The sequence below is a fragment of the Marinospirillum perlucidum genome, from assembly GCF_003336805.1.
GTDB lineage: Bacteria > Pseudomonadota > Gammaproteobacteria > Pseudomonadales > Halomonadaceae > Marinospirillum > Marinospirillum perlucidum.
Genome location: NZ_QFWJ01000003.1, coordinates 452,087 through 469,336, shown reverse-complemented (window position 1 = coordinate 469,336; position 17,250 = coordinate 452,087). Strand labels below are relative to the sequence as shown.

Here is a 17,250-nt window from a genome sequence, read left to right as displayed (position 1 = left end):
ATGCAGTCACTCACACTCCCGCAAAACCTGCCCTGGACTCAACTGACCGAACTCCTGCAAGGCCACCAGCAGTGGCTGGTCCTCTCAGGAGCAGGCCTCAGCACGGGTTCGGGCATCCCCGACTACCGGGATGATCAGGGCCAATGGAAACGCCGCCAACCGGTCCAACATCAAGATTTCATGACCCGGCCCGAAGTACGCCAGCGCTACTGGGCCAGAGCTCTGGCCGGTTTTGAAGCCTTCCGGCAGGCTCAGCCAACCCAGGGTCACCTGGCTTTGTGTCAACTGCAAAATCAGGGCCTAGTTGACCAGATTATCACCCAGAATGTCGACCGCCTGCATCAAAAGGCGGGTTCTCGCCGGGTCATCGACCTGCATGGACGGGGAGATACCGTCAGCTGCCAGACCTGCGGTTTCCGCAGTATGCGCTACGCCTACCATCAGCAACTTAAAGAACTGAATCCAGATTTCTCCACCCTCACTGCAAAGATAGCACCTGATGGCGATGCCGACCTTGAAAACCGGAATTTTGAAGCTTTTCACCTGCTTCCCTGCCCCCGCTGTGGTGGTATTATCAAACCGGATGTGGTCTTTTTCGGTGATCTGGTTCCCCAATCGGTGCGCCTGGCTGCAGAAAAAGCACTGGAAACAGCCGGTGGACTCTTAATCGTCGGCTCCTCCTTGATGGTCTATTCAGGGTTCCGGTTTTGCCGCCTGGCCCAACAAAAAGGAGTGCCCCTGGTGGCCATCAATCGTGGCAAAACCCGGGCCGATGACCTGCTGGATCTAAAAATCTCCGCCGACGTCAATGAAGTTCTAGGCGCTCTGGTAAATTTTTAGTAGGATCAATAACCTTTAAAAAAATGCGCTCAATATAACAGGCGCTGCGGAGACGGGGCTGATGCTGCAAAAACTCTATAACGTCAAACTCTGGATTCGACTGGTCGGTGTTCTCTGGCTGCTACTGGTACTCTCCTGGACCGGCATGATTGGCTGGGCTTCCTGGGAACAACGCAAAACGGCCTATGACCAGTCTCAGGTCTTTGCCTACTCACTCTATGAAAGCACCATGGCAGGCCTGACTACCATGATGCTGACCGGTACCATAGATCAAAGGGATGCCTTTCTGGATCAAATCACCGAACTACAAAACGTCTCCGATTTACGCGTGATCCGCAGCGAACATGTTAAAAAGCAGTTTGGCGAAGGGACTGAAAGCGAACAAAGCCAGGATGCCCTGGAGCAGCAGGTGTTGCGCGAGGGTACTCCCTATTTGGCAGTAGATAACGAAGCCCAGGTGCTCAGAGCCATTATTCCTGCCTTCAATCGCACCGATTACCTGGGCAAAAACTGCACCCTCTGCCATGCCATGGCTCCCGAAGGTGCGGTTCTGGGTGCCGTGACCATGAATATCTCGCTGGAGGATGTGAATAACGAAGCCAACAGCTTCAGCATCAAACTCTTCACTCTGGCCGTAATCATCAGCTTCATCCTTTTGGGTATTGTCTATATCTTTGTGCGCCTGTTCATCACCAACCCCCTGCATCAAATGACAAAAGGCATGCAGGAAGTGGCTCGTGGCGGCAAAAACAGCCTGCAGCACCAGCTGGAGGTCAAGGGGCAGGATGAAATCGGCCAGGCCTCCTCCGCTTTCAATCAGGTGCTGCAACGCTTTGCCACCCTGGTTGAAGCCATTCGTAACTCGGTAACCGGTATGCAAGGCTCGGTCGAACGCCTGGCCGAGGTAGCCGATACCACTTCCCGGGCGGCCACTAGCCAGCAGGATCAGACCGATCAGGTGGCCACAGCCATGAACGAAATGACCGCCACGGTTCAGGAGGTCTCGCAAAGTGCAGTGAGTGCTGCCGATTCAGCGCAAAATGCCCGTGATCGCGCAGCAAATGGCAAGGAAGTCGTCATGCAGACCATTGCCATGATTAATACCCTGGCCCGGGATATCCAGGAAGCCGACTCGGTCATTCAGGAAGTGGAAAGCAATACCGAAAACATCGGTGTAGTGCTCCAGGTCATTCGTGATGTCGCTGAACAAACCAATCTGCTGGCTCTGAATGCTGCTATCGAAGCAGCCAGGGCAGGCGAAGCCGGGCGCGGATTTGCCGTGGTCGCTGATGAGGTCCGCAATCTGGCCCAACGAACCCAGGACTCCACTCAGGATATTGAAGATCAGGTTGCCCGCCTGCAGGAAAAAACCCGCAAGGCTGTGGAAGTCATGCAGCACAGTCGTAAACAGGCTGAAGAAGGCATGCAGCAGGCCAGCCAGGGTGATGAAGCGCTGGACACCATCACTGAAGGGGTGGATTCCATCAGCGACATGACCAGCCAGATAGCCAGTGCTGCTGAAGAGCAGAGTAGCGTTGCCAATGAAATCGATCGCAATATCATTGAGATTAGCCAGATGGCCGAGAATACTTCCAGCCAGGCTCAGGAAGCTGTCCAGGTAGTCGAGCAGTTACGTCAGATTGCCCGCGATCTGGGCCAACTGATCAACGAAGAGGATCGCTAGCTCGTAAGCCCGGGGTTAGCCCCGGGCAAATTCACGAATGGCATTAATGCAGGTTTGCGGTTCCTCCTTCTGGGGAAAATGCCCGCAGCCTTCCAGTATCAGGGAACGGGCCGGGCCGCCTGCTGCGCTCACCAGCGCCTCGGGGCTGGCCAGGGATGCATATTCATCTTCATCGCCATGAATGGCCAAAAGAGGCACCTGCAACTGCTGAGCCCAGGGTTTCAGCGTCCAGTCGGCAAAATCCTCGGATAACCAGATTTCTGTCCAGGCATCCAGAACCCAGCGCGCCTTCTCGCCATGCCAACGGGCCAGGCGTTCAAAGACCTCGGGCCGACCAAATTCCCCCCTTGCCTTGCGAATGCCTTCCAGCGTTCTGACCTCAACAAACGCCTGGGCAGCCAGAGTCACCACCCACTCACAAGCCTTGCCCTGAATAGCAGCCAGAGTCACAGCCATAGGGCCACCAACACTATGGCCCAGTAATGCGTAGCGCTCTAGACCCAGAGCCCTGACCAGAGGTGGAAAATACAGCTCCGCCTCTTCCTGGATAAACCCCAAAGAAGGCAAGGCCTGACGCGAATCCGATCGCCCGTACCCCAGGCGGTCGTAAGCGATTACCGGCCTTTCCAGCGCTTCGGCCAGCCGTTCGGGAAAATCTCGCCAAAGATCCACGCATCCCAGAGAATCATGCAAGAGAATCAAGGGGGTCGAGGTTACCAGAGACTCAGGTGTCCAACGACGTACAAACACCTGTCCTTCTGCCAGTTGTAGATAACGATCATCAGTTTTCACAGCCAGGGCTCCCTTGAATATCAAGAAGGATAGGAATCAAGCTCTAGGCTGGCCTGCCAGCCTTTTTTTCTGCAGACGCACGGCTTCCGTCATGAACTCCAGTAAGGAATTGATCCGGGCCACGCCACGCAAATCCGGGTGCAATAAGAACCACAAGGGGTAACTCAGGGATTCGATCGGATCGGTCAACTGGATCAGATCGGTTTCATAGTCAGCCAGATAACAGGGTAAAACCGCTATGCCCATACCGGCTTTGACGGCACTGAGCATGCCGATCAGGGTATCCACCCGAAAATAGCAGAGGTCGTCATAGCCCTGGTCGGTCATCCAATCGATCAATGGCTGGTCCATCAAACGGGCGCCCGGCCCCACCCAGGGTTCTTCATCAAGATTGGCCACTGCCTGGGGATAATCGGATTTACGCCCGTAAACAGCCATGCCGATTTCCACCAGTTTGCGTCCCACCAGATGATCCGGTGGTGAATTGGAAGCGCGGATGGCCACATCAGCTTCACGCCGGGTCAAGTTGAACGGCTGGTTAGAAACCGCTATATCCAGGCTGATTTCAGGAAACTCCTGACGAAAATCCACAAATAAAGGCGCCAGCAAACCGGCCAGCAAGGAGTCAGTGGTAGTCACCCAGATAGGCCCACGCGGTTGCAGATCCCGTCCGGCCACTTTTCTTTCCACAGCCAGCACCGAAGCCTGGATTTCTCGGGCAGTGGCAGCCAGGTCTTCCCCGGCCTGGGTGGGCGCATAACCCCGACGTGAACGTTCAAACAGCAGCACCCCCAGGCGTTTTTCCATCTCACCCAAACGCCTGAAAATCGTTGCATGACTGACGCCCAGCTCTCTGGCAGCACCCGATAGAGAGCCGGTATCAGCAATGGCCAGCAGGGTCTCAAAATCATCCCAGTGGATGCGATTGGGGCCTGTTTTGGGGCGTCGTTTCTTCTGTTCGATTTTGCAAACTCCATTTTTAATTTTAGGGAATTTTATTGCACCCGACTTCAGATTAGCATGCGCATCCCAATTCACAAGACATAGGAGGAAAGCCATGAATCAACAGGCCGCAAACCAGTTTCCCGAATACACCACCGACCTGCTGAACACCACTGCAGCCGCTGCCAACGACCAGCATCTGCAGATCAAGGAAGTGCTTCCTCTGGAATACCGTCTGAACAATGACCGCATTGATCTGCAGCGCGTCCATCGCCAGGTTCGTGCTGCCAAAGCACAACTGGTTCGTCAGTTTTTTGCCCGCCTGCTGGGATAAACCCTTGCTGGTCTGGAAGAGGAAAACAGACGCCCTCTGTTCCTCCTGCATTTAACCTTCCCTGTTGATCAACAGGGAAGGTTTTGATCCGGCCAGGTACCAGCCGCATGGCTCTACTCTTTTAACGTTCAACTGATCAACCTAACCCTAGCATTCCCTCGCAAAATAAAAAACGCCTGCAAGGATTCCTCCTCGCAGACGCTCTAGGTGTTTAACTTCAAGCCCGTGTTAAAGCTTAACGATCAGCTTACCCTGGTTCTCACCGGTCAAGAACAACTGTAGGCCATCAATTGCTGCATCCAGCCCTTCGATCACGTGAGCACGATACTTGATTTCTCCCTTTTGCACGTGCGGCAATAGTTGCTGCAAGAGTTCGCCTGTCTGGTGCAGATGATCCGGCATGGTAAAGCCCTGGATGAGAAGCCGCTTCTTGATAATTTGCATCCAGTTAGGACCGGGTGCAGGAGTCGCTGCTGTATAGTCGGCAATCAAACCACAAACCACGATTCGACCCTGGGCATTCATACGGTAATAGACTTCCTCCTGGGCGGCCCCCCCGGTGTTTTCAAAAAAGACATCGATGCCCTCGGCAGCCACTTCATCCAGCTTTTCACCGATAGCCTCGGTTTTGTAATTGATGGCGGCATCAAAACCCAGTTCATGCGTTAACCAGTCACATTTTTCCTGGCTACCGGCGATACCAATCACCTTCATGCCTCGGGCCTTACCCAGTTGGCCGACCAGAGATCCCACCGAACCGGCTGCACCTGTAACCACCAGGGTTTCCCCGGCCTGGGGACGACCGATATTGAGCAACCCCTGAGTAGCCGTCAGCCCGGGCAGTGCCAGAACCGAAAGCACCATCTCTGGTGGCAGATCAGGGTCGACTGCATTCACCTCTGACGCTGAGACCAGGGCATACTCCTGCCAGCCAAAGCCCCCCTGAACTCGATCACCGGCTTGAAAATCCGGATGATGAGACTCCACGACCTCGCCATAACCAAAAGACCGCATCACCTCGCCCAGTTCAACCGGAGCAATATAGCTGTTGCGGTCACTGGTCATCCACCCCAGCATGGCCGGGTCCAGGGACATGTGTGTCTGGCGTACCAGCAACTGGCCATCTGCCACTGTAGGCAAGGGTGTCTGCCGGGTTTCAAAAAGCTGTGGTCCCAGAGGGGTGGTATCCAGATGGCGAACCAGATGGATGGCGGTATTCTGTGGCATAAGTCCTCGCTTGCTTAGGATAAAAAGCCGATCCTAAACCTTCATAAAGAATTTTATAGAGGGTAATCTGATAATCTCTTTTGTCATTAAGGCAATAATCATCATGGACCAGCTCAAGGCTATACACTATTTTATTGCCGTTGCCGAAGAAGGCAGCTTTACCGCAGCGGCCAGACGCTTCCGGCTTCCCCCCTCTTCGATTTCCCGCAGAGTCGCAGATCTGGAAAAACATCTGGGTGTGCAGCTACTGCTACGCAGCACACGCCTGGTGCGCCTGACGGAAATGGGGCAAATCTATCTACAAACCATCAAGCCCTTGACCCAGCAGTTGGCTGCCACTCACGAAAAGCTAAGCAGTTATCAGCGTCAGCCTTCCGGGCTTTTGAAAATCAGTGCCATGGTGACCTTTGGTGAGCAGCTCCTCTTACCCCTACTGGATAGATTCAACCAGCAGTACCCTCAGATTCAGCTAGATGTGCACCTGACAGATACCCTTTCGGCACTGGATTACGACGATCTGGATCTGGCCATTCGCGGTGGCACAGCTCCAAACACCCGGGTTCTGGCCCATCGTCTGATGGATAACCACTTTTATCCGGTTGCGGCACCGGCCTATCTGGAAACAGCAGGTTACCCGAAAACGGCCCGTGAACTGGCTCAACATCGGGGACTTTACTACCGCACTCCCCAGGGGCCTACACCCTGGCTGGCTTATCTGGACGGGCAATGGGTGGATGTTTCCGGCCCCAGGGTTGCTGTTTCTAATCACACCCCCTGGCTACTGCAAAAAGCGCTGGCCGGTGAGGGCATTCTCATGCTACCCAGGTGGGCATCTGCTCACCTGATCCAGCGAGGGGAACTCCTGCCTTTGCAGTTCAGCGATCCGGTGCGAATCAGCCGCTCCCCCAGCAATGAAGTTTACCTCCTCTACCAGCCCCAGCGTTTTGAGGTTCCCAAAATACGGGTTGCTGTGGAGTTTATTCTCCAGGAAATGCAAAAACTGGAAGTCAGACTGGGGCTCTAGGCTTCCAGTCCCTGACCGGCCGCCACACCTGAAGCCCAGGCCCACTGGAAGTTATAGCCGCCCAGGTGGCCGGTCACATCCAGCACCTCACCGATAAAGCGAATCCGGGGGCAGGCTTGTACACTGAAATCCCGCGATGACAAGGCCCGTGTATCCACGCCCCCCAGGGTTACTTCTGCGGTGCGATAACCTTCTGTGCCTGCCGGGATGAACGACCAGGCTTGTAAAAAAGCAGCTACTTCCTGCAGACGATTATTGGAAAAATCGGCCAAGCGCAAAGGCAAGGAGCCTTGGGAAGCCTCCAAGAACTCAACCAGGGTCGCAGCCAGGCGTTTGGGCAACTGCTCAGCCAGCCAGCTGGCCAAAGAGGTTTTAGGCTGCTGCTCTCTTAATCGTGTCAATTCCGCTTTCAGATCCAGACGCGGTAGCCAGTTGATCACCACTTCTTCACCTGCCTGCCAATAGCTGGAGGCTTGCAAAATGGCCGGGCCGGAGAGTCCTCGATGGGTGATCAAAAGCGGTTCCTGAAAGGTTCGGCCACCCGTGGTGACACTCACCTCTGTACTCAGGCCGGACAAGGGAGCTAGGTGTTCTTTCAGGTCAGGATGCAGCGTCAAGGGCACCAGACCTGCTCGCAGAGGCAGAACGTCCAGCCCCAGATCCCGAGCCAGATCATAGCCAAAGCCTGTCGCACCCAGGGTGGGAATGGACAGCCCTCCGGTTGCCACGATTAGATGGCCTGCCTCAATCCGACCTGCGGAGGTAGCCAGATTAACGCCTGAAGCCGTCGCTTCAACCGCCTCTATGCGTGTTTTCATGCGTAAATCCACACCGGCCCAGTCTGCTTCAGTGAGCAGGATATCCAGCAGTTCACGACTCTTGCCTGCACAAAACAACTGCCCGGGGGCTTTTTCCACATAATCCACGCCATGGCGCTCCACCAATTCCAGAAAATGCTGAGGCGTGTAGCGTTTCAATGCAGAAATACAGAAATGAGGATTGCTCGAGATAAAGTTTTCGGGTGTGGTGTTGAGGTTGGTGAAATTACAGCGCCCACCTCCCGACATGAGAATTTTTTTGCCCGGTTTATCGGTATGATCCAAAAGCAGGACCCGGTTACCGGCATAGCCCGCTGTCGCCGCAGCCATCAACCCTGCGGCCCCGGCTCCGATAATGACCACATCAGCGGTTGTCTGCGACATAAAATCTCCGCATTGAATTCAAGGGTGTTTTCAGGAGCAGAAGGATAAAGGATTTGCGACTTTTATGCAGTCTCTGGCTTTCCTTTCTTTTGGATGCATTTTAGTGTCATTTGAATCGGATCACTTCGATACCGTAAGATTAAAGCTGCATCCGGCGGAAACCCCACTCAAGGAAAGTCATGTTCAAGTTATCCCTGACCCAACGTCTTCTCGCAGCCCTTCTGGTGCCGCTGGTGATTGCCTTCTTACTCCTCGGTTTTTTGATGACCTGGCAATTGAACACCAGCGTGCCCTCCCTGATCAAAAACACCAGCCAACTTCAGGTCGAAGCTCGCAGTGACGAAGTGGGTCGCTGGCTTGAAGGTTACCGCCAGTGGCTGGATGCATTGGCCAGTGACCCCCGTCTTCTTGAAGAGGTCCCTTTAAGAGCCTTGCAGATCCATCTGCGTAGTTGGCTGGATGAAGACCCGGCCATAGAATCTCTCTTTTTTGCCAATCTCGAGGGTCGTGCCATTACCCATCGTGGCGCTCTGATCAGAATCAATGACCGCGACTACTTCCAAAAGCTGGTGGTTGAACAGCAACAGGAGCAAGCGCTCACCAATCCGGTTTTATCCCTGATCTCCCAGGAGCCGGTAGCCATTCTGGCTCGCCAGGTTGTGGATGCCGATGGCCAGGTTCGTGGCCTGCTGGGCATCTCCCTGACCATGTCGGAACTTTCCAAGATAGTGGCCGCTCTGGAAATGGGGGAAGGTAGCTATGGGTGGGTCGTGGATGGCCAGGGGATGATGGTCGCCCATCCAGACCCCGAGGTTCGCATGCAATTGCAAGTTACCCAGGCCGACCAATCCGGTTTTGAAGGCATGAATGAACTGGGCCAACGACTGATCCAGGGGGAAGCCGGTCTAGGCAGTATTCGTAACCATCAGGGTGAAGACATGACCCTGATCTGGAACCCCATTGCCAACACGCCCAACTGGACAGTGGGAGTCTCCGTCCCGGACCATATTTTCACGGACACAACTGCAGAATTGCTGGGCAGTCTGAGTCTGCTTTTGATCATCACTCTGGCAGTACTGGTGGGTCTGATTTTCCTGATTTCGCGGCAACTGGTTCTGCCCATTCGCCGTGTGGTCAAACAGCTCCAGGCCATTGCCCAGGGGGAAGCCGACCTGACCCACAAACTGCCGGTGGATCGCAGTGATGAAATGGGGCAATTGGCCGAGGCTTTTAACCGCTTCATAGATTCCATTCGCCAGCTGGTCAGTGATATCACCTCCACTTCTACACAACTGGCCGCAACGGCTCAACAGGTCAGCAGCAGCAGTCGACAGATGGATGCAGACATGGCTAATCAGCAAGCAGAAGTCGATCAGGTAGCAGCGGCCATGAATCAACTGGTAGCCACTGTGGATCAGGTGGCTCGCCATGCTCAGGAAGCTTCTACTGCCGCTCAGGATGGTGGCAGTGAAACCACTCAGGGCAGCCAGCGAGTCGAAGGCGTGGTTGCCTCTATTCAACAGCAGGCAGGAGTGATTGGGGAAACGGCCGAGGAAGTGGAAAAACTGCAGGAATCCGGCGAGGAAATCGGCGAAGTCATGGAAGTCATCAGCGCCATTGCCGAACAGACCAACCTCTTGGCCCTGAATGCAGCCATTGAAGCTGCACGTGCCGGTGAAGCCGGTCGTGGCTTTGCCGTGGTCGCCGAAGAAGTCCGCTCCCTGGCTGCTCGTACCCAGGAATCAACCGAAGGAATTCGCTCCACCATCGAGCGTCTGCGCGAACAAATTGCCCAGGCCGCCAGCTCCATGCGCACTACAACCGAACAGGTTACTGCCAGTGTTGCTGAAGCAGAAGCCGCCGGCCAGGCACTCAGCAGTATTACCCAGGCGATTGAAAAGATCGAGGGCATGAATATTCAGATCGCCTCAGCGACAGAAGAACAGAGTGCAACCGTTGATGAACTGAATTACAACCTGGAAAAGATCGTTGAACTGAGTGGTGCCACCAGTCAGGCGACTCGGGAAACATCATCCAGTGGCCGGGAATTGGACCAGGTTTCGGAAGAACTTCAAGCGCTGGTGGGTCGCTTCAAGGTCTAGTCAAGGCGGCTAGCAGTGAAGGAAGAGGGTAAAAGAAATAATTAAAGGGTCTGCAAAGACCAAGTCAGGCCCTTAGCAAAAAATCACAGGCATTAAAAAACCCGCCAGAAGGCGGGTTTTTTACGTAAAACTAAGAAGTAATTCTTAGATTACAGTAATTTTTGCAGCCTGCTTACCTTTAGGACCTTCGGTTACGTCGAAGGAAACCTTCTGGTTTTCAGACAGAGATTTGAAGCCGGAAGCTTGAATCTCGGAGAAGTGAGCAAAGAGGTCGTCGCCACCGTCGTCTGGAGTGATGAAACCAAAACCTTTAGTGTCGTTGAACCACTTAACTGTACCAGTTGCCATATCGATAATTCCTATGTGTTACTGTTTTAAATTTGAGCGCCACCCTAGTCATGAGGATTTTGCTCTGTCTTGCGGGAATCAAGATAGTACGTATGACGAACTGACTGGTGTTACCGATATTTCGATTACAACTGCGTTACGACACTACTTTTTGCTACCTTGCTGCCTACAGGATCTAGACTGATCCAATTCAGGCCCCACGTCAAGTAGTTTTAGAAAAACTTTCTGACAGCGTCAAGTCAGTAGGAAGACGTTTTTGTTGCACCACTTGCAGTTTCTGTGAACGCGGTAGTTTTTTGATTTTGCGCTCCAGCCGCAGGGCTTGGCTCAGATCACCAACGGGGCAGGAAAACACCAGTTGCAAAGGCCCCTTGCCCCGCAAACTCTTGGCGGCGCGGCGACCTCCAGCCTGGTGTTCTGCAAAACGACGGGGAACATCGGTAGTAATACCGGTATAAAGCTGGCCTCTGGCCAGCTTGAGAATATAAAGATACCACTGGGCGTCTGATTCAGCGGTCATGCTCTTGGGTACTCGTCTGAGAAGCGCCCCACTGCTGATCCAGATCCCGATCAGAAAACCCGATCAGGTAAAGAATGGCATCCAGCCCCAGGGTGGAGAGCGCATGGCGTGCCGTCTCACGAACCAGAGGCTTGGCCCGAAAAGCAATCCCCAGCCCGGCCAGCCCTAACATGGGCAGATCATTGGCACCATCGCCTACGGCAATGGACTGTTCCAGGTTGATGCCTTCCTTGCGGGCAATTTCCTGAAGCAATTCGGCCTTGCATTCACCATCAACCACCCGGCCCACAACGCGACCGGTTACCCGGCCATTTTCGATCTCCAGTTCATTGGCATGGACTTCGTCAATACCCAGCTTTTCCTGCAAATAGCGGCCAAAATAGGTAAAACCACCCGAAAGTATGGCCGTACGATAGCCCAGTGCCTTGAGTGTGGAAACCAGTTTCTCCGCACCTTCGGTAATCGGCAAACGCTGGGCAATCTTTTCCAGTACAGAGGCATCCAGTCCTTCCAGAAGCGCCACCCGGGCCCGAAAGCTTTCGCCAAAATCCAGCTCACCGCACATGGCCCTTTCGGTTATTGCAGCGACCTGATCCCCGACACCGGCTTCATGCGCCAGCTCATCAATCACCTCGGTCTCGATCAGGGTCGAATCCATATCAAAGACCACCAGGCGGCGGTTGCGGCGATAAATATTATCTTCCTGAACAGCAATGTCGACTTCCAACTCGCCGGCCAGAGCCAGGAAATGGCGTCTCAGTTCAGCCGGATCCAGGGCTTCCCCCCTGACGGAGAATTCCACACAGGCCCGCCCGGGATTATTCATTTGTGAACGGCTGACCCGTCCGGACAAACGATTGATGCGATCGATATTCAGACCATTATCGGCAACCGTGCGTGTCACCCGGGCAATCTGTTCTGCCGTGATCTGACGACCCAAGAGGGTGACGATATAACGGCTCTTCCCCTGACCGGCCACCCAGTGCTCATAGCTGGTTTCAGCAACCGGGGTAAAACGTATCTGCATGCCCCATTCATGCGCCTTGAAAAGCAGTTCCTGCAAAACAGGCGAATGCTGAGCTTCAGCCGGAAGGTGGACCAGCAGCCCCAAAGCCAGGGTGTCATGGATGACGGCCTGACCAATATCCAGAACCTGGACAGAATAGTTGGCAAGTATCTCGGTAATGGCCGAGGTGATCCCCGGACGATCATGGCCGGACAGATTGATGAGCACGATGCTGCGATCCTGGATATTCATTCGTAGCCTGTAGAAATAAAAAAATTGTTCATGCAGAAAAACAGAAAATTTCTATACTGAAATCATTTGTTAATATAGGGATATTTCATGCACCAGTATAACGCTCCTTGACAGTAACTTGCACTGTCAGGGCTTTGGAGATGAAGAGCCATGACCACACGAGGTCATCAAAATCTTGATTCCCTAACCCCCCAGCTGGGCAAGGTGTGTTCACCCTGTTTTCGCCGGGTCACGAATAATTGTAAAAAACACTTCCAGGTCAGCCTGGCCGCTATTGCGCTGCGTGAAGACCGCCATCTCCGACTTTACTATGACAACGCCTACCAGCGCCGGATGCTGCTGGATGATGCCCTTTGCGGGCTACCCCTGGTGATTCCCGGCGAGCAGGTCGTGATTCCCGATCTACATGAAGTTCCCGAGGAAATGCAACCGCATTTTGCCGTTGCCCTGGGCATGCGCAGCTATGCCGGTGTCCCCATCTTTCTCGATGAACACCTTGTTGGCAGCCTCAGCTTGGCTGATTCCCAACCCAGGAACTTCGTGGACGATGAAATCAGCTACCTAAAAAAACTGGCAGACTGGACCGGAGATCTGCTCAAGCTGCATCTTTAGTCATGAGCAGAGCGGCTGTGCTAAAATTGCTAAAAAACAGAGCAAGGATTATCAAGCCGCATGTCTGCCAAAGAACAACCCCCACATCTGATCTGGATCGACCTGGAAATGACCGGTCTCAATCCGCGTCAGGAAAGAATCATCGAGATCGCCACCCTGGTCACTGACAGTGATTTGAACCTTATCGCGGAAGGCCCGGTCATGGCCATTCAGCAGCCGGATAGCCTGCTGGATGCCATGGATGACTGGTGCACCAAGACCCATGGCGCTTCCGGCCTGACCCAGAGAGTCAAGGAAAGCCAGATCACCACACGTGAAGCCGAAGAAGCCACCCTCGCTTTTCTGCGCCAGTATGTTGAAGCCGGTGCCAGCCCCATGTGTGGTAACAGCGTGCACCAGGACCGGCGTTTCCTGGTCCAGGAAATGCCCGAACTGGAAGCTTTTTTCCACTACCGCAACCTTGATGTCTCCACCCTGAAAGAATTGGCCAAGCGCTGGAATCCAGAAGCGCTCAAGGGTTTCAAGAAACAAAACACCCATCTGGCACTGGATGACATTCGTGAATCCGTGGCAGAACTGCGCCATTATCGTGAAACCCTGCTACAAACGGCAGCTGCCAAGCCTGCATGAGCAAACGTAAACTGAGCCGCCAACAGCGCTGGCGTATAGAAAAGGTTCAGGCCGAACGCACCCAGCGGGCTCAGAACAAGGACAAGCAACTCACGGCTGCGGTTGAAGAAGGCCGCCTGGCAGAGGCCATCAGCGGGCAGGTGACCGCTCACTTCGGGCGACAGGTTGAAGTTCGGGCCCTGGATCACCCGGAACAGCCTGGGTTGCAACAACGCTGCCATGTCAGAGCCAATGTCGAAACCCTGGTCACTGGCGATAAAGTCACTTGGCGCCCCTCACTGGAAAACGAGCAAATCGGTGTCGTAGAAGCCCGGCAAACCCGCCAGAGCCTTCTCGCCCGCCCCGATATGCGCGGAGTGATGAAACCTGTTGCCGCCAATGTCGACCAGTTGATGCTGGTCGTGGCTCCCGAACCGGAACCCTTTGCCAATCTGATTGATCGTTATCTGGTTGCGGCCGAGGATTCGGGGCTGGAACCCGTGCTGGTGATCAACAAATGGGACCTGGTCACTCAAGGCCAGTTGACCGACAAGATCGTGACCCGACTTCAAGAATTCATCCACCTTTATCAGCAAATCGGCTATCGCGTTCTGACCACGTCCACCCAGTCAGCTGCTGACCTGGAAACCCTGCAGACACAATTACAAAACCGTATCAGTGTTTTTGTGGGGCAATCGGGGGTGGGCAAATCCTCCTTGATCAATCAGCTGTTACCGGGGGTGGATCTGCGGGTGGGTAGCCTCTCCGAAGACAGCCGCAAGGGGCGGCATACCACCACCACGGCTCAACTCTTTGATTTTCCGCTAGGTGGCCAACTAATCGATTCTCCGGGAATTCGCGAATTTGCTCTGGGCTTTCTTGAAGCCGATGACATTGCCCAGGGCTTTCGTGAATTCAGACCCTTTCTGGGACGCTGCCGCTTCCGCGATTGTCGCCATCAGGGCGATCCCGGCTGTGCCCTGCAGGAAGCCGTTGATCAGGGTGAGATTAGTGTGAGCCGCTTTGCCAGCTTCCAGCACCTGATCAATAGCCTCAAAGAGCGTTAATGCACTAGGGTTAATCCATCAATTTACGCATCTCATCATGCAAACGGGCATCCAGGGTCAGAGGGGCCTGGCGCAACCAGCGGTTCGTTGTCATCAGCTCGCGCAACAGATCAATGGAAAGCACGGGGCCGCGCCAGCTGGCTCCCTTGTCTTCACTGCCGGGGTCAACCGGTTCGGCAAAAGCATCCAGATAATCCCGCCAGAAACCGGGAATAAAGCGGCGCACCGGCCGCTGACTGAGCATGCCCAGTCGCTCGGCAACTACCAAGCCCTGGTGATCAAGATCGCCAAAATGCACATGGGGTACAAACTGGGGCAGAAAACGCAAAAAGGCTCCGGCCAGTTCCAGTTGCTCGGGTGCAACCCAAACCAGCAGCAGATTCTCGGGCAGATCAATATCCAGAAAAACACCCCGGTCTTCTATGGTCATCACCAGGTAGGGCAATTCACCATCCAGCTCACGTACCTGTTCAAAATCCCTTTCCGGCAGTACCGCTTCACTCAGCTGTCGCCAGATTTTTTTCAGCTCAATGCTGCTGCCATGCCGCTTGACCAATTTAAGATCGAGATTACCTCTCAGGTGCAGGCAGCGGTCTTCACACATTTCCAACTTGGGAAGCTGTTTGAACAGATGCTCGGGAAACTCGTCCATTTCCTGACCCAGCAGAGCCTGCTGCAGACTGGCCCGGTTCATGACCCGGGGCAAATCGGAGCGTAATTCCTTCTGTACAAACTGCCAACGCCGATCGAAGGTTTCGCTGACCAGGGGAGCTTCACCATCCAGCACCTCCAGCCATTCGCGCCATTCCGGCAAACGCAGATCCAGCAGTTCCACCAGCCCCGCCTTGCCCCGGGCACTCAGGGTGAAATAGTCTTCCGCTTCACTGGGCAGCAGCCAATTGCTGGTTATCAGTTCATCCACCAGACCCGCATTGGCCTGGGTTCGACGAACCTGGTGGTGCTTGTAGAGCGTCAATACGGCTTCCTGAATCGCCAGCGACTGCCAGTCGATCTGTGCATCTAGCATGATGTCCTCTCTGCTTCACTTTAGGGATCAAGATACCACAGGTTGAGCTTCTCACTGAGTCCGGAAAAAAGCGGTTCACCAGTTTTACACGCCGGGTCTCTTTCCCCGACTACACTTTGCCTTCAATAAGGGATAGACTGCTTGATTAGCAATACCTGATCCATCAACAAGGCTCCCGGTTTTACTATGCAAGCATCCTGTCTTCTGACTCTTCACAAACGCATCCTCATGGTTGCCTTGCTGGGGGTTCTGGTGACAGGACTACTGGTCAGTCTGGCCACTGCTATCCCTCTTTATCAGAATGCCCGAACCAGTCTGGCGGAAAACAATCGCATCAGCACCCAGGCCCAGGCTGCAGCGATCAATAATCTGCTGGAAAAATACCGAGGCATTGCCCGCCAGTTTACCAGCCGCACGGAAATTCGCCGCCGCCTGCAAGCTTATCAACAACAGCAGCTCTCGCTGGCCGAAATTCGTGCCTTTACACAACCACGTTTGGCTGATGCCATGCGCATATCGCCTGCGGTGGATGCGCTGTTACGCCTGGGCCGCAACGGCGAGGTGATTGCCCAGTTGGGGCAGTTGGTCAACCCCCATGAGGTCAATAAATTCCTGCGCCATCCTTCTTCGACTCAGCAGTATATTTTCAGTGGTGGCGGCAAAATGCAACTGATGATCACTGCCGACATCTTTGATGAAGAAGGTGAAAAATTGGGTCAGGATATTCTGTTTTTCAATCTGCAGGAACTGGCTAAACAACTGGTTGCTCCCACTTCCTTTGGTGAAGAAGCCCAACAATTGCTGATTCACTGGCCAACGCGCCAGCAGCTGGTGGGGCACCCACTGGCTGGCCTGAAACTCCAGGCGGTGGATCAACAGCTCAATCGCCTCCAGGGGCATTTGTCCACTCGCCAGCAGGAGTTGCTGGTTCGCTCTCAAATGTCAGATCGTGAACAGCTGGCTTTTTCCGCTCCTCTGGGCAGTCAGGGCTGGACACTGGTCATCCAACGCCCGGCCAGCCTCTTCTATCTATCGGTATGGGAAAGGCTCTGGCTTCCTTTTATCACGACTTTTTGCATGCTGGTGCTGGCAACCCTGGTCATGACCCGAACCCTGCAACCTCTGATTCAGGATGCCCGTGAGCAGAGTCTGCAAGACAGTCTGACCGGTTTGGCCAACCGCAACCAACTGGAACAGACGCTCGAACGTCGTGTCGCCCTAGCTCGACACCAATCCAAACGTCTGGCCGTCATTTTCATGGATCTGGATTATTTCAAGGAAGTCAACGACAGCCTGGGTCACCAGGCGGGCGATCGTATCCTGCAACTGGTCGGTCAACGCTTAAGCCGTCTGATGAGAGAGGAAGACCTGCTGGGACGCTTATCCGGCGATGAATTCCTGATTCTGGTGGATACCAGCCAGGACAGAGGAACAGCCGAACGCCTGGCTACCCGTATCATCCAGGCCATTCAGGAACCCTTTCAACTGGAGCAACAGCTGATCAACCTGGGGGCTTCTCTGGGAATCAGCCATTTCCCCGAAGATGGCCTGGAAGCCAGAGACCTGATCCGCCGCGCCGATCTGGCCATGTATCAAGCCAAACAGGAAGGTCGCAACAACTGGAAAACCTTTACCCGCAAACTGGATCCCCGAACGTCCTAA

General features: G+C 54.3%; 17 protein-coding genes. 9 read left to right on the top strand and 8 right to left on the bottom strand.

Features of this window, described 5'->3' with window-relative positions; all coding sequences use genetic code 11:
- Both DFK18_RS07015 and DFK18_RS07010 read left to right on the top strand, forming a co-directional pair.
- Positions 1-840: an NAD-dependent protein deacetylase gene (locus tag DFK18_RS07015; RefSeq protein ID WP_114417513.1), complete on the top strand. Its 840-nt coding sequence runs from the start codon at positions 1-3 to the stop codon at positions 838-840.
- A gap of 61 nt (positions 841-901) precedes the next feature.
- Entirely contained in the window at positions 902-2,524 is a 1,623-nt protein-coding gene (locus DFK18_RS07010; protein ID WP_114417512.1) for a methyl-accepting chemotaxis protein, read from the top strand.
- 15 nt (positions 2,525-2,539) lie between these two features.
- Here DFK18_RS07010 and DFK18_RS07005 read toward each other — a convergent pair whose 3' ends face one another.
- Positions 2,540-3,316 carry an alpha/beta fold hydrolase gene (locus tag DFK18_RS07005; RefSeq protein WP_114417511.1) on the bottom strand — a complete coding sequence of 259 codons (777 nt, stop codon included), beginning with the start codon at positions 3,314-3,316 and terminating at the stop codon, positions 2,540-2,542.
- 36 nt (positions 3,317-3,352) lie between these two features.
- Positions 3,353-4,354 (bottom strand): LysR family transcriptional regulator, encoded by a 1,002-nt coding sequence (locus DFK18_RS07000; RefSeq protein WP_245944344.1) that lies wholly within the window; start codon positions 4,352-4,354, stop codon positions 3,353-3,355.
- 19 nt (positions 4,355-4,373) lie between these two features.
- On the opposite strand from DFK18_RS07000, the gene DFK18_RS06995 reads away from it, so the two are divergent.
- Positions 4,374-4,592, top strand: coding sequence for a hypothetical protein (locus DFK18_RS06995; protein WP_114417509.1), 219 nt, complete (start codon positions 4,374-4,376; stop codon positions 4,590-4,592).
- A 228-nt stretch (positions 4,593-4,820) separates the two neighbouring features.
- Here DFK18_RS06995 and DFK18_RS06990 read toward each other — a convergent pair whose 3' ends face one another.
- On the bottom strand, positions 4,821-5,819 hold the full coding sequence (locus DFK18_RS06990) for an NADP-dependent oxidoreductase (RefSeq protein WP_114417508.1): 999 nt from the start codon (positions 5,817-5,819) through the stop codon (positions 4,821-4,823).
- A 103-nt stretch (positions 5,820-5,922) separates the two neighbouring features.
- Between DFK18_RS06990 and DFK18_RS06985 the strand changes: the two genes are divergently transcribed.
- The gene (locus DFK18_RS06985; protein WP_114417507.1) at positions 5,923-6,843 is read left to right on the top strand and encodes a LysR family transcriptional regulator; all 921 of its coding nucleotides are present in this window, start codon (positions 5,923-5,925) and stop codon (positions 6,841-6,843) included.
- Here the strand turns inward: DFK18_RS06985 and DFK18_RS06980 are convergent.
- Positions 6,840-8,045: a BaiN/RdsA family NAD(P)/FAD-dependent oxidoreductase gene (locus tag DFK18_RS06980; protein ID WP_114417506.1), complete on the bottom strand. Its 1,206-nt coding sequence runs from the start codon at positions 8,043-8,045 to the stop codon at positions 6,840-6,842. The genes DFK18_RS06985 and DFK18_RS06980 overlap by 4 nt on opposite strands.
- 179 nt (positions 8,046-8,224) lie before the next feature.
- Here DFK18_RS06980 and DFK18_RS06975 point away from each other — a divergent pair, with 179 nt between their 5' ends.
- Positions 8,225-10,147 carry a methyl-accepting chemotaxis protein gene (locus DFK18_RS06975; RefSeq protein ID WP_114417505.1) on the top strand — a complete coding sequence of 641 codons (1,923 nt, stop codon included), beginning with the start codon at positions 8,225-8,227 and terminating at the stop codon, positions 10,145-10,147.
- 144 nt (positions 10,148-10,291) lie between these two features.
- Here the strand turns inward: DFK18_RS06975 and DFK18_RS06970 are convergent, their stop codons facing one another.
- The 3 genes from DFK18_RS06970 to serB all read right to left on the bottom strand — a co-directional run bounded on the left by DFK18_RS06970 (position 10,292) and on the right by serB (position 12,273).
- Positions 10,292-10,495: a cold-shock protein gene (locus tag DFK18_RS06970; RefSeq protein ID WP_114417504.1), complete on the bottom strand. Its 204-nt coding sequence runs from the start codon at positions 10,493-10,495 to the stop codon at positions 10,292-10,294.
- A 202-nt stretch (positions 10,496-10,697) separates the two neighbouring features.
- Complete coding sequence (locus DFK18_RS06965; protein WP_114417503.1) at positions 10,698-11,015, bottom strand: GIY-YIG nuclease family protein; 318 nt, start codon at positions 11,013-11,015, stop codon at positions 10,698-10,700.
- Positions 11,005-12,273 carry a phosphoserine phosphatase SerB gene (serB, locus tag DFK18_RS06960; protein ID WP_114417502.1) on the bottom strand — a complete coding sequence of 423 codons (1,269 nt, stop codon included), beginning with the start codon at positions 12,271-12,273 and terminating at the stop codon, positions 11,005-11,007. Before serB ends, DFK18_RS06965 begins: the two co-directional genes overlap by 11 nt.
- 150 nt (positions 12,274-12,423) lie before the next feature.
- Here serB and DFK18_RS06955 point away from each other — a divergent pair, with 150 nt between their 5' ends.
- From DFK18_RS06955 to rsgA, 3 genes are read left to right on the top strand one after another with little or no spacing between them, the layout of a single operon-like run.
- On the top strand, positions 12,424-12,885 hold the full coding sequence (locus DFK18_RS06955; protein WP_114417501.1) for a GAF domain-containing protein: 462 nt from the start codon (positions 12,424-12,426) through the stop codon (positions 12,883-12,885).
- A 60-nt stretch (positions 12,886-12,945) separates the two neighbouring features.
- On the top strand, positions 12,946-13,515 hold the full coding sequence (gene orn, locus DFK18_RS06950) for an oligoribonuclease (RefSeq protein ID WP_114417500.1): 570 nt from the start codon (positions 12,946-12,948) through the stop codon (positions 13,513-13,515).
- Positions 13,512-14,561, top strand: a complete 1,050-nt coding sequence (rsgA, locus tag DFK18_RS06945; RefSeq protein WP_114417499.1) for a small ribosomal subunit biogenesis GTPase RsgA — start codon at positions 13,512-13,514, stop codon at positions 14,559-14,561. Before orn ends, rsgA begins: the two co-directional genes overlap by 4 nt.
- A 10-nt stretch (positions 14,562-14,571) precedes the next feature.
- Here rsgA and DFK18_RS06940 read toward each other — a convergent pair whose 3' ends face one another.
- Positions 14,572-15,588, bottom strand: coding sequence for a hypothetical protein (locus tag DFK18_RS06940; protein ID WP_114417498.1), 1,017 nt, complete (start codon positions 15,586-15,588; stop codon positions 14,572-14,574).
- Positions 15,589-15,774: 186 nt separating this feature from the next.
- On the opposite strand from DFK18_RS06940, the gene DFK18_RS06935 reads away from it, so the two are divergent.
- On the top strand, positions 15,775-17,250 hold the full coding sequence (locus DFK18_RS06935; RefSeq protein WP_114417497.1) for a sensor domain-containing diguanylate cyclase: 1,476 nt from the start codon (positions 15,775-15,777) through the stop codon (positions 17,248-17,250).

Excerpts from the sequence above, each read along its gene's own strand:
- DFK18_RS06980 (WP_114417506.1), bottom strand. The coding sequence starts at position 8,045 with ATGTCGCAGACAACCGCTGATGTGGTCATTATCGGAGCCGGGGCCGCA.
- DFK18_RS06935 (WP_114417497.1), top strand. The coding sequence starts at position 15,775 with ATGCAAGCATCCTGTCTTCTGACTCTTCACAAACGCATCCTCATGGTT.
- DFK18_RS07010 (WP_114417512.1), top strand. The coding sequence starts at position 902 with ATGCTGCAAAAACTCTATAACGTCAAACTCTGGATTCGACTGGTCGGT.
- DFK18_RS06985 (WP_114417507.1), top strand. The coding sequence starts at position 5,923 with ATGGACCAGCTCAAGGCTATACACTATTTTATTGCCGTTGCCGAAGAA.
- orn (WP_114417500.1), top strand. The coding sequence starts at position 12,946 with ATGTCTGCCAAAGAACAACCCCCACATCTGATCTGGATCGACCTGGAA.
- DFK18_RS06955 (WP_114417501.1), top strand. The coding sequence starts at position 12,424 with ATGACCACACGAGGTCATCAAAATCTTGATTCCCTAACCCCCCAGCTG.
- DFK18_RS06975 (WP_114417505.1), top strand. The coding sequence starts at position 8,225 with ATGTTCAAGTTATCCCTGACCCAACGTCTTCTCGCAGCCCTTCTGGTG.
- DFK18_RS07015 (WP_114417513.1), top strand. The coding sequence starts at position 1 with ATGCAGTCACTCACACTCCCGCAAAACCTGCCCTGGACTCAACTGACC.
- DFK18_RS06940 (WP_114417498.1), bottom strand. The coding sequence starts at position 15,588 with ATGCTAGATGCACAGATCGACTGGCAGTCGCTGGCGATTCAGGAAGCC.
- DFK18_RS06965 (WP_114417503.1), bottom strand. The coding sequence starts at position 11,015 with ATGACCGCTGAATCAGACGCCCAGTGGTATCTTTATATTCTCAAGCTG.
- DFK18_RS06990 (WP_114417508.1), bottom strand. The coding sequence starts at position 5,819 with ATGCCACAGAATACCGCCATCCATCTGGTTCGCCATCTGGATACCACC.
- rsgA (WP_114417499.1), top strand. The coding sequence starts at position 13,512 with ATGAGCAAACGTAAACTGAGCCGCCAACAGCGCTGGCGTATAGAAAAG.
- serB (WP_114417502.1), bottom strand. The coding sequence starts at position 12,273 with ATGAATATCCAGGATCGCAGCATCGTGCTCATCAATCTGTCCGGCCAT.
- DFK18_RS06995 (WP_114417509.1), top strand. The coding sequence starts at position 4,374 with ATGAATCAACAGGCCGCAAACCAGTTTCCCGAATACACCACCGACCTG.
- DFK18_RS06970 (WP_114417504.1), bottom strand. The coding sequence starts at position 10,495 with ATGGCAACTGGTACAGTTAAGTGGTTCAACGACACTAAAGGTTTTGGT.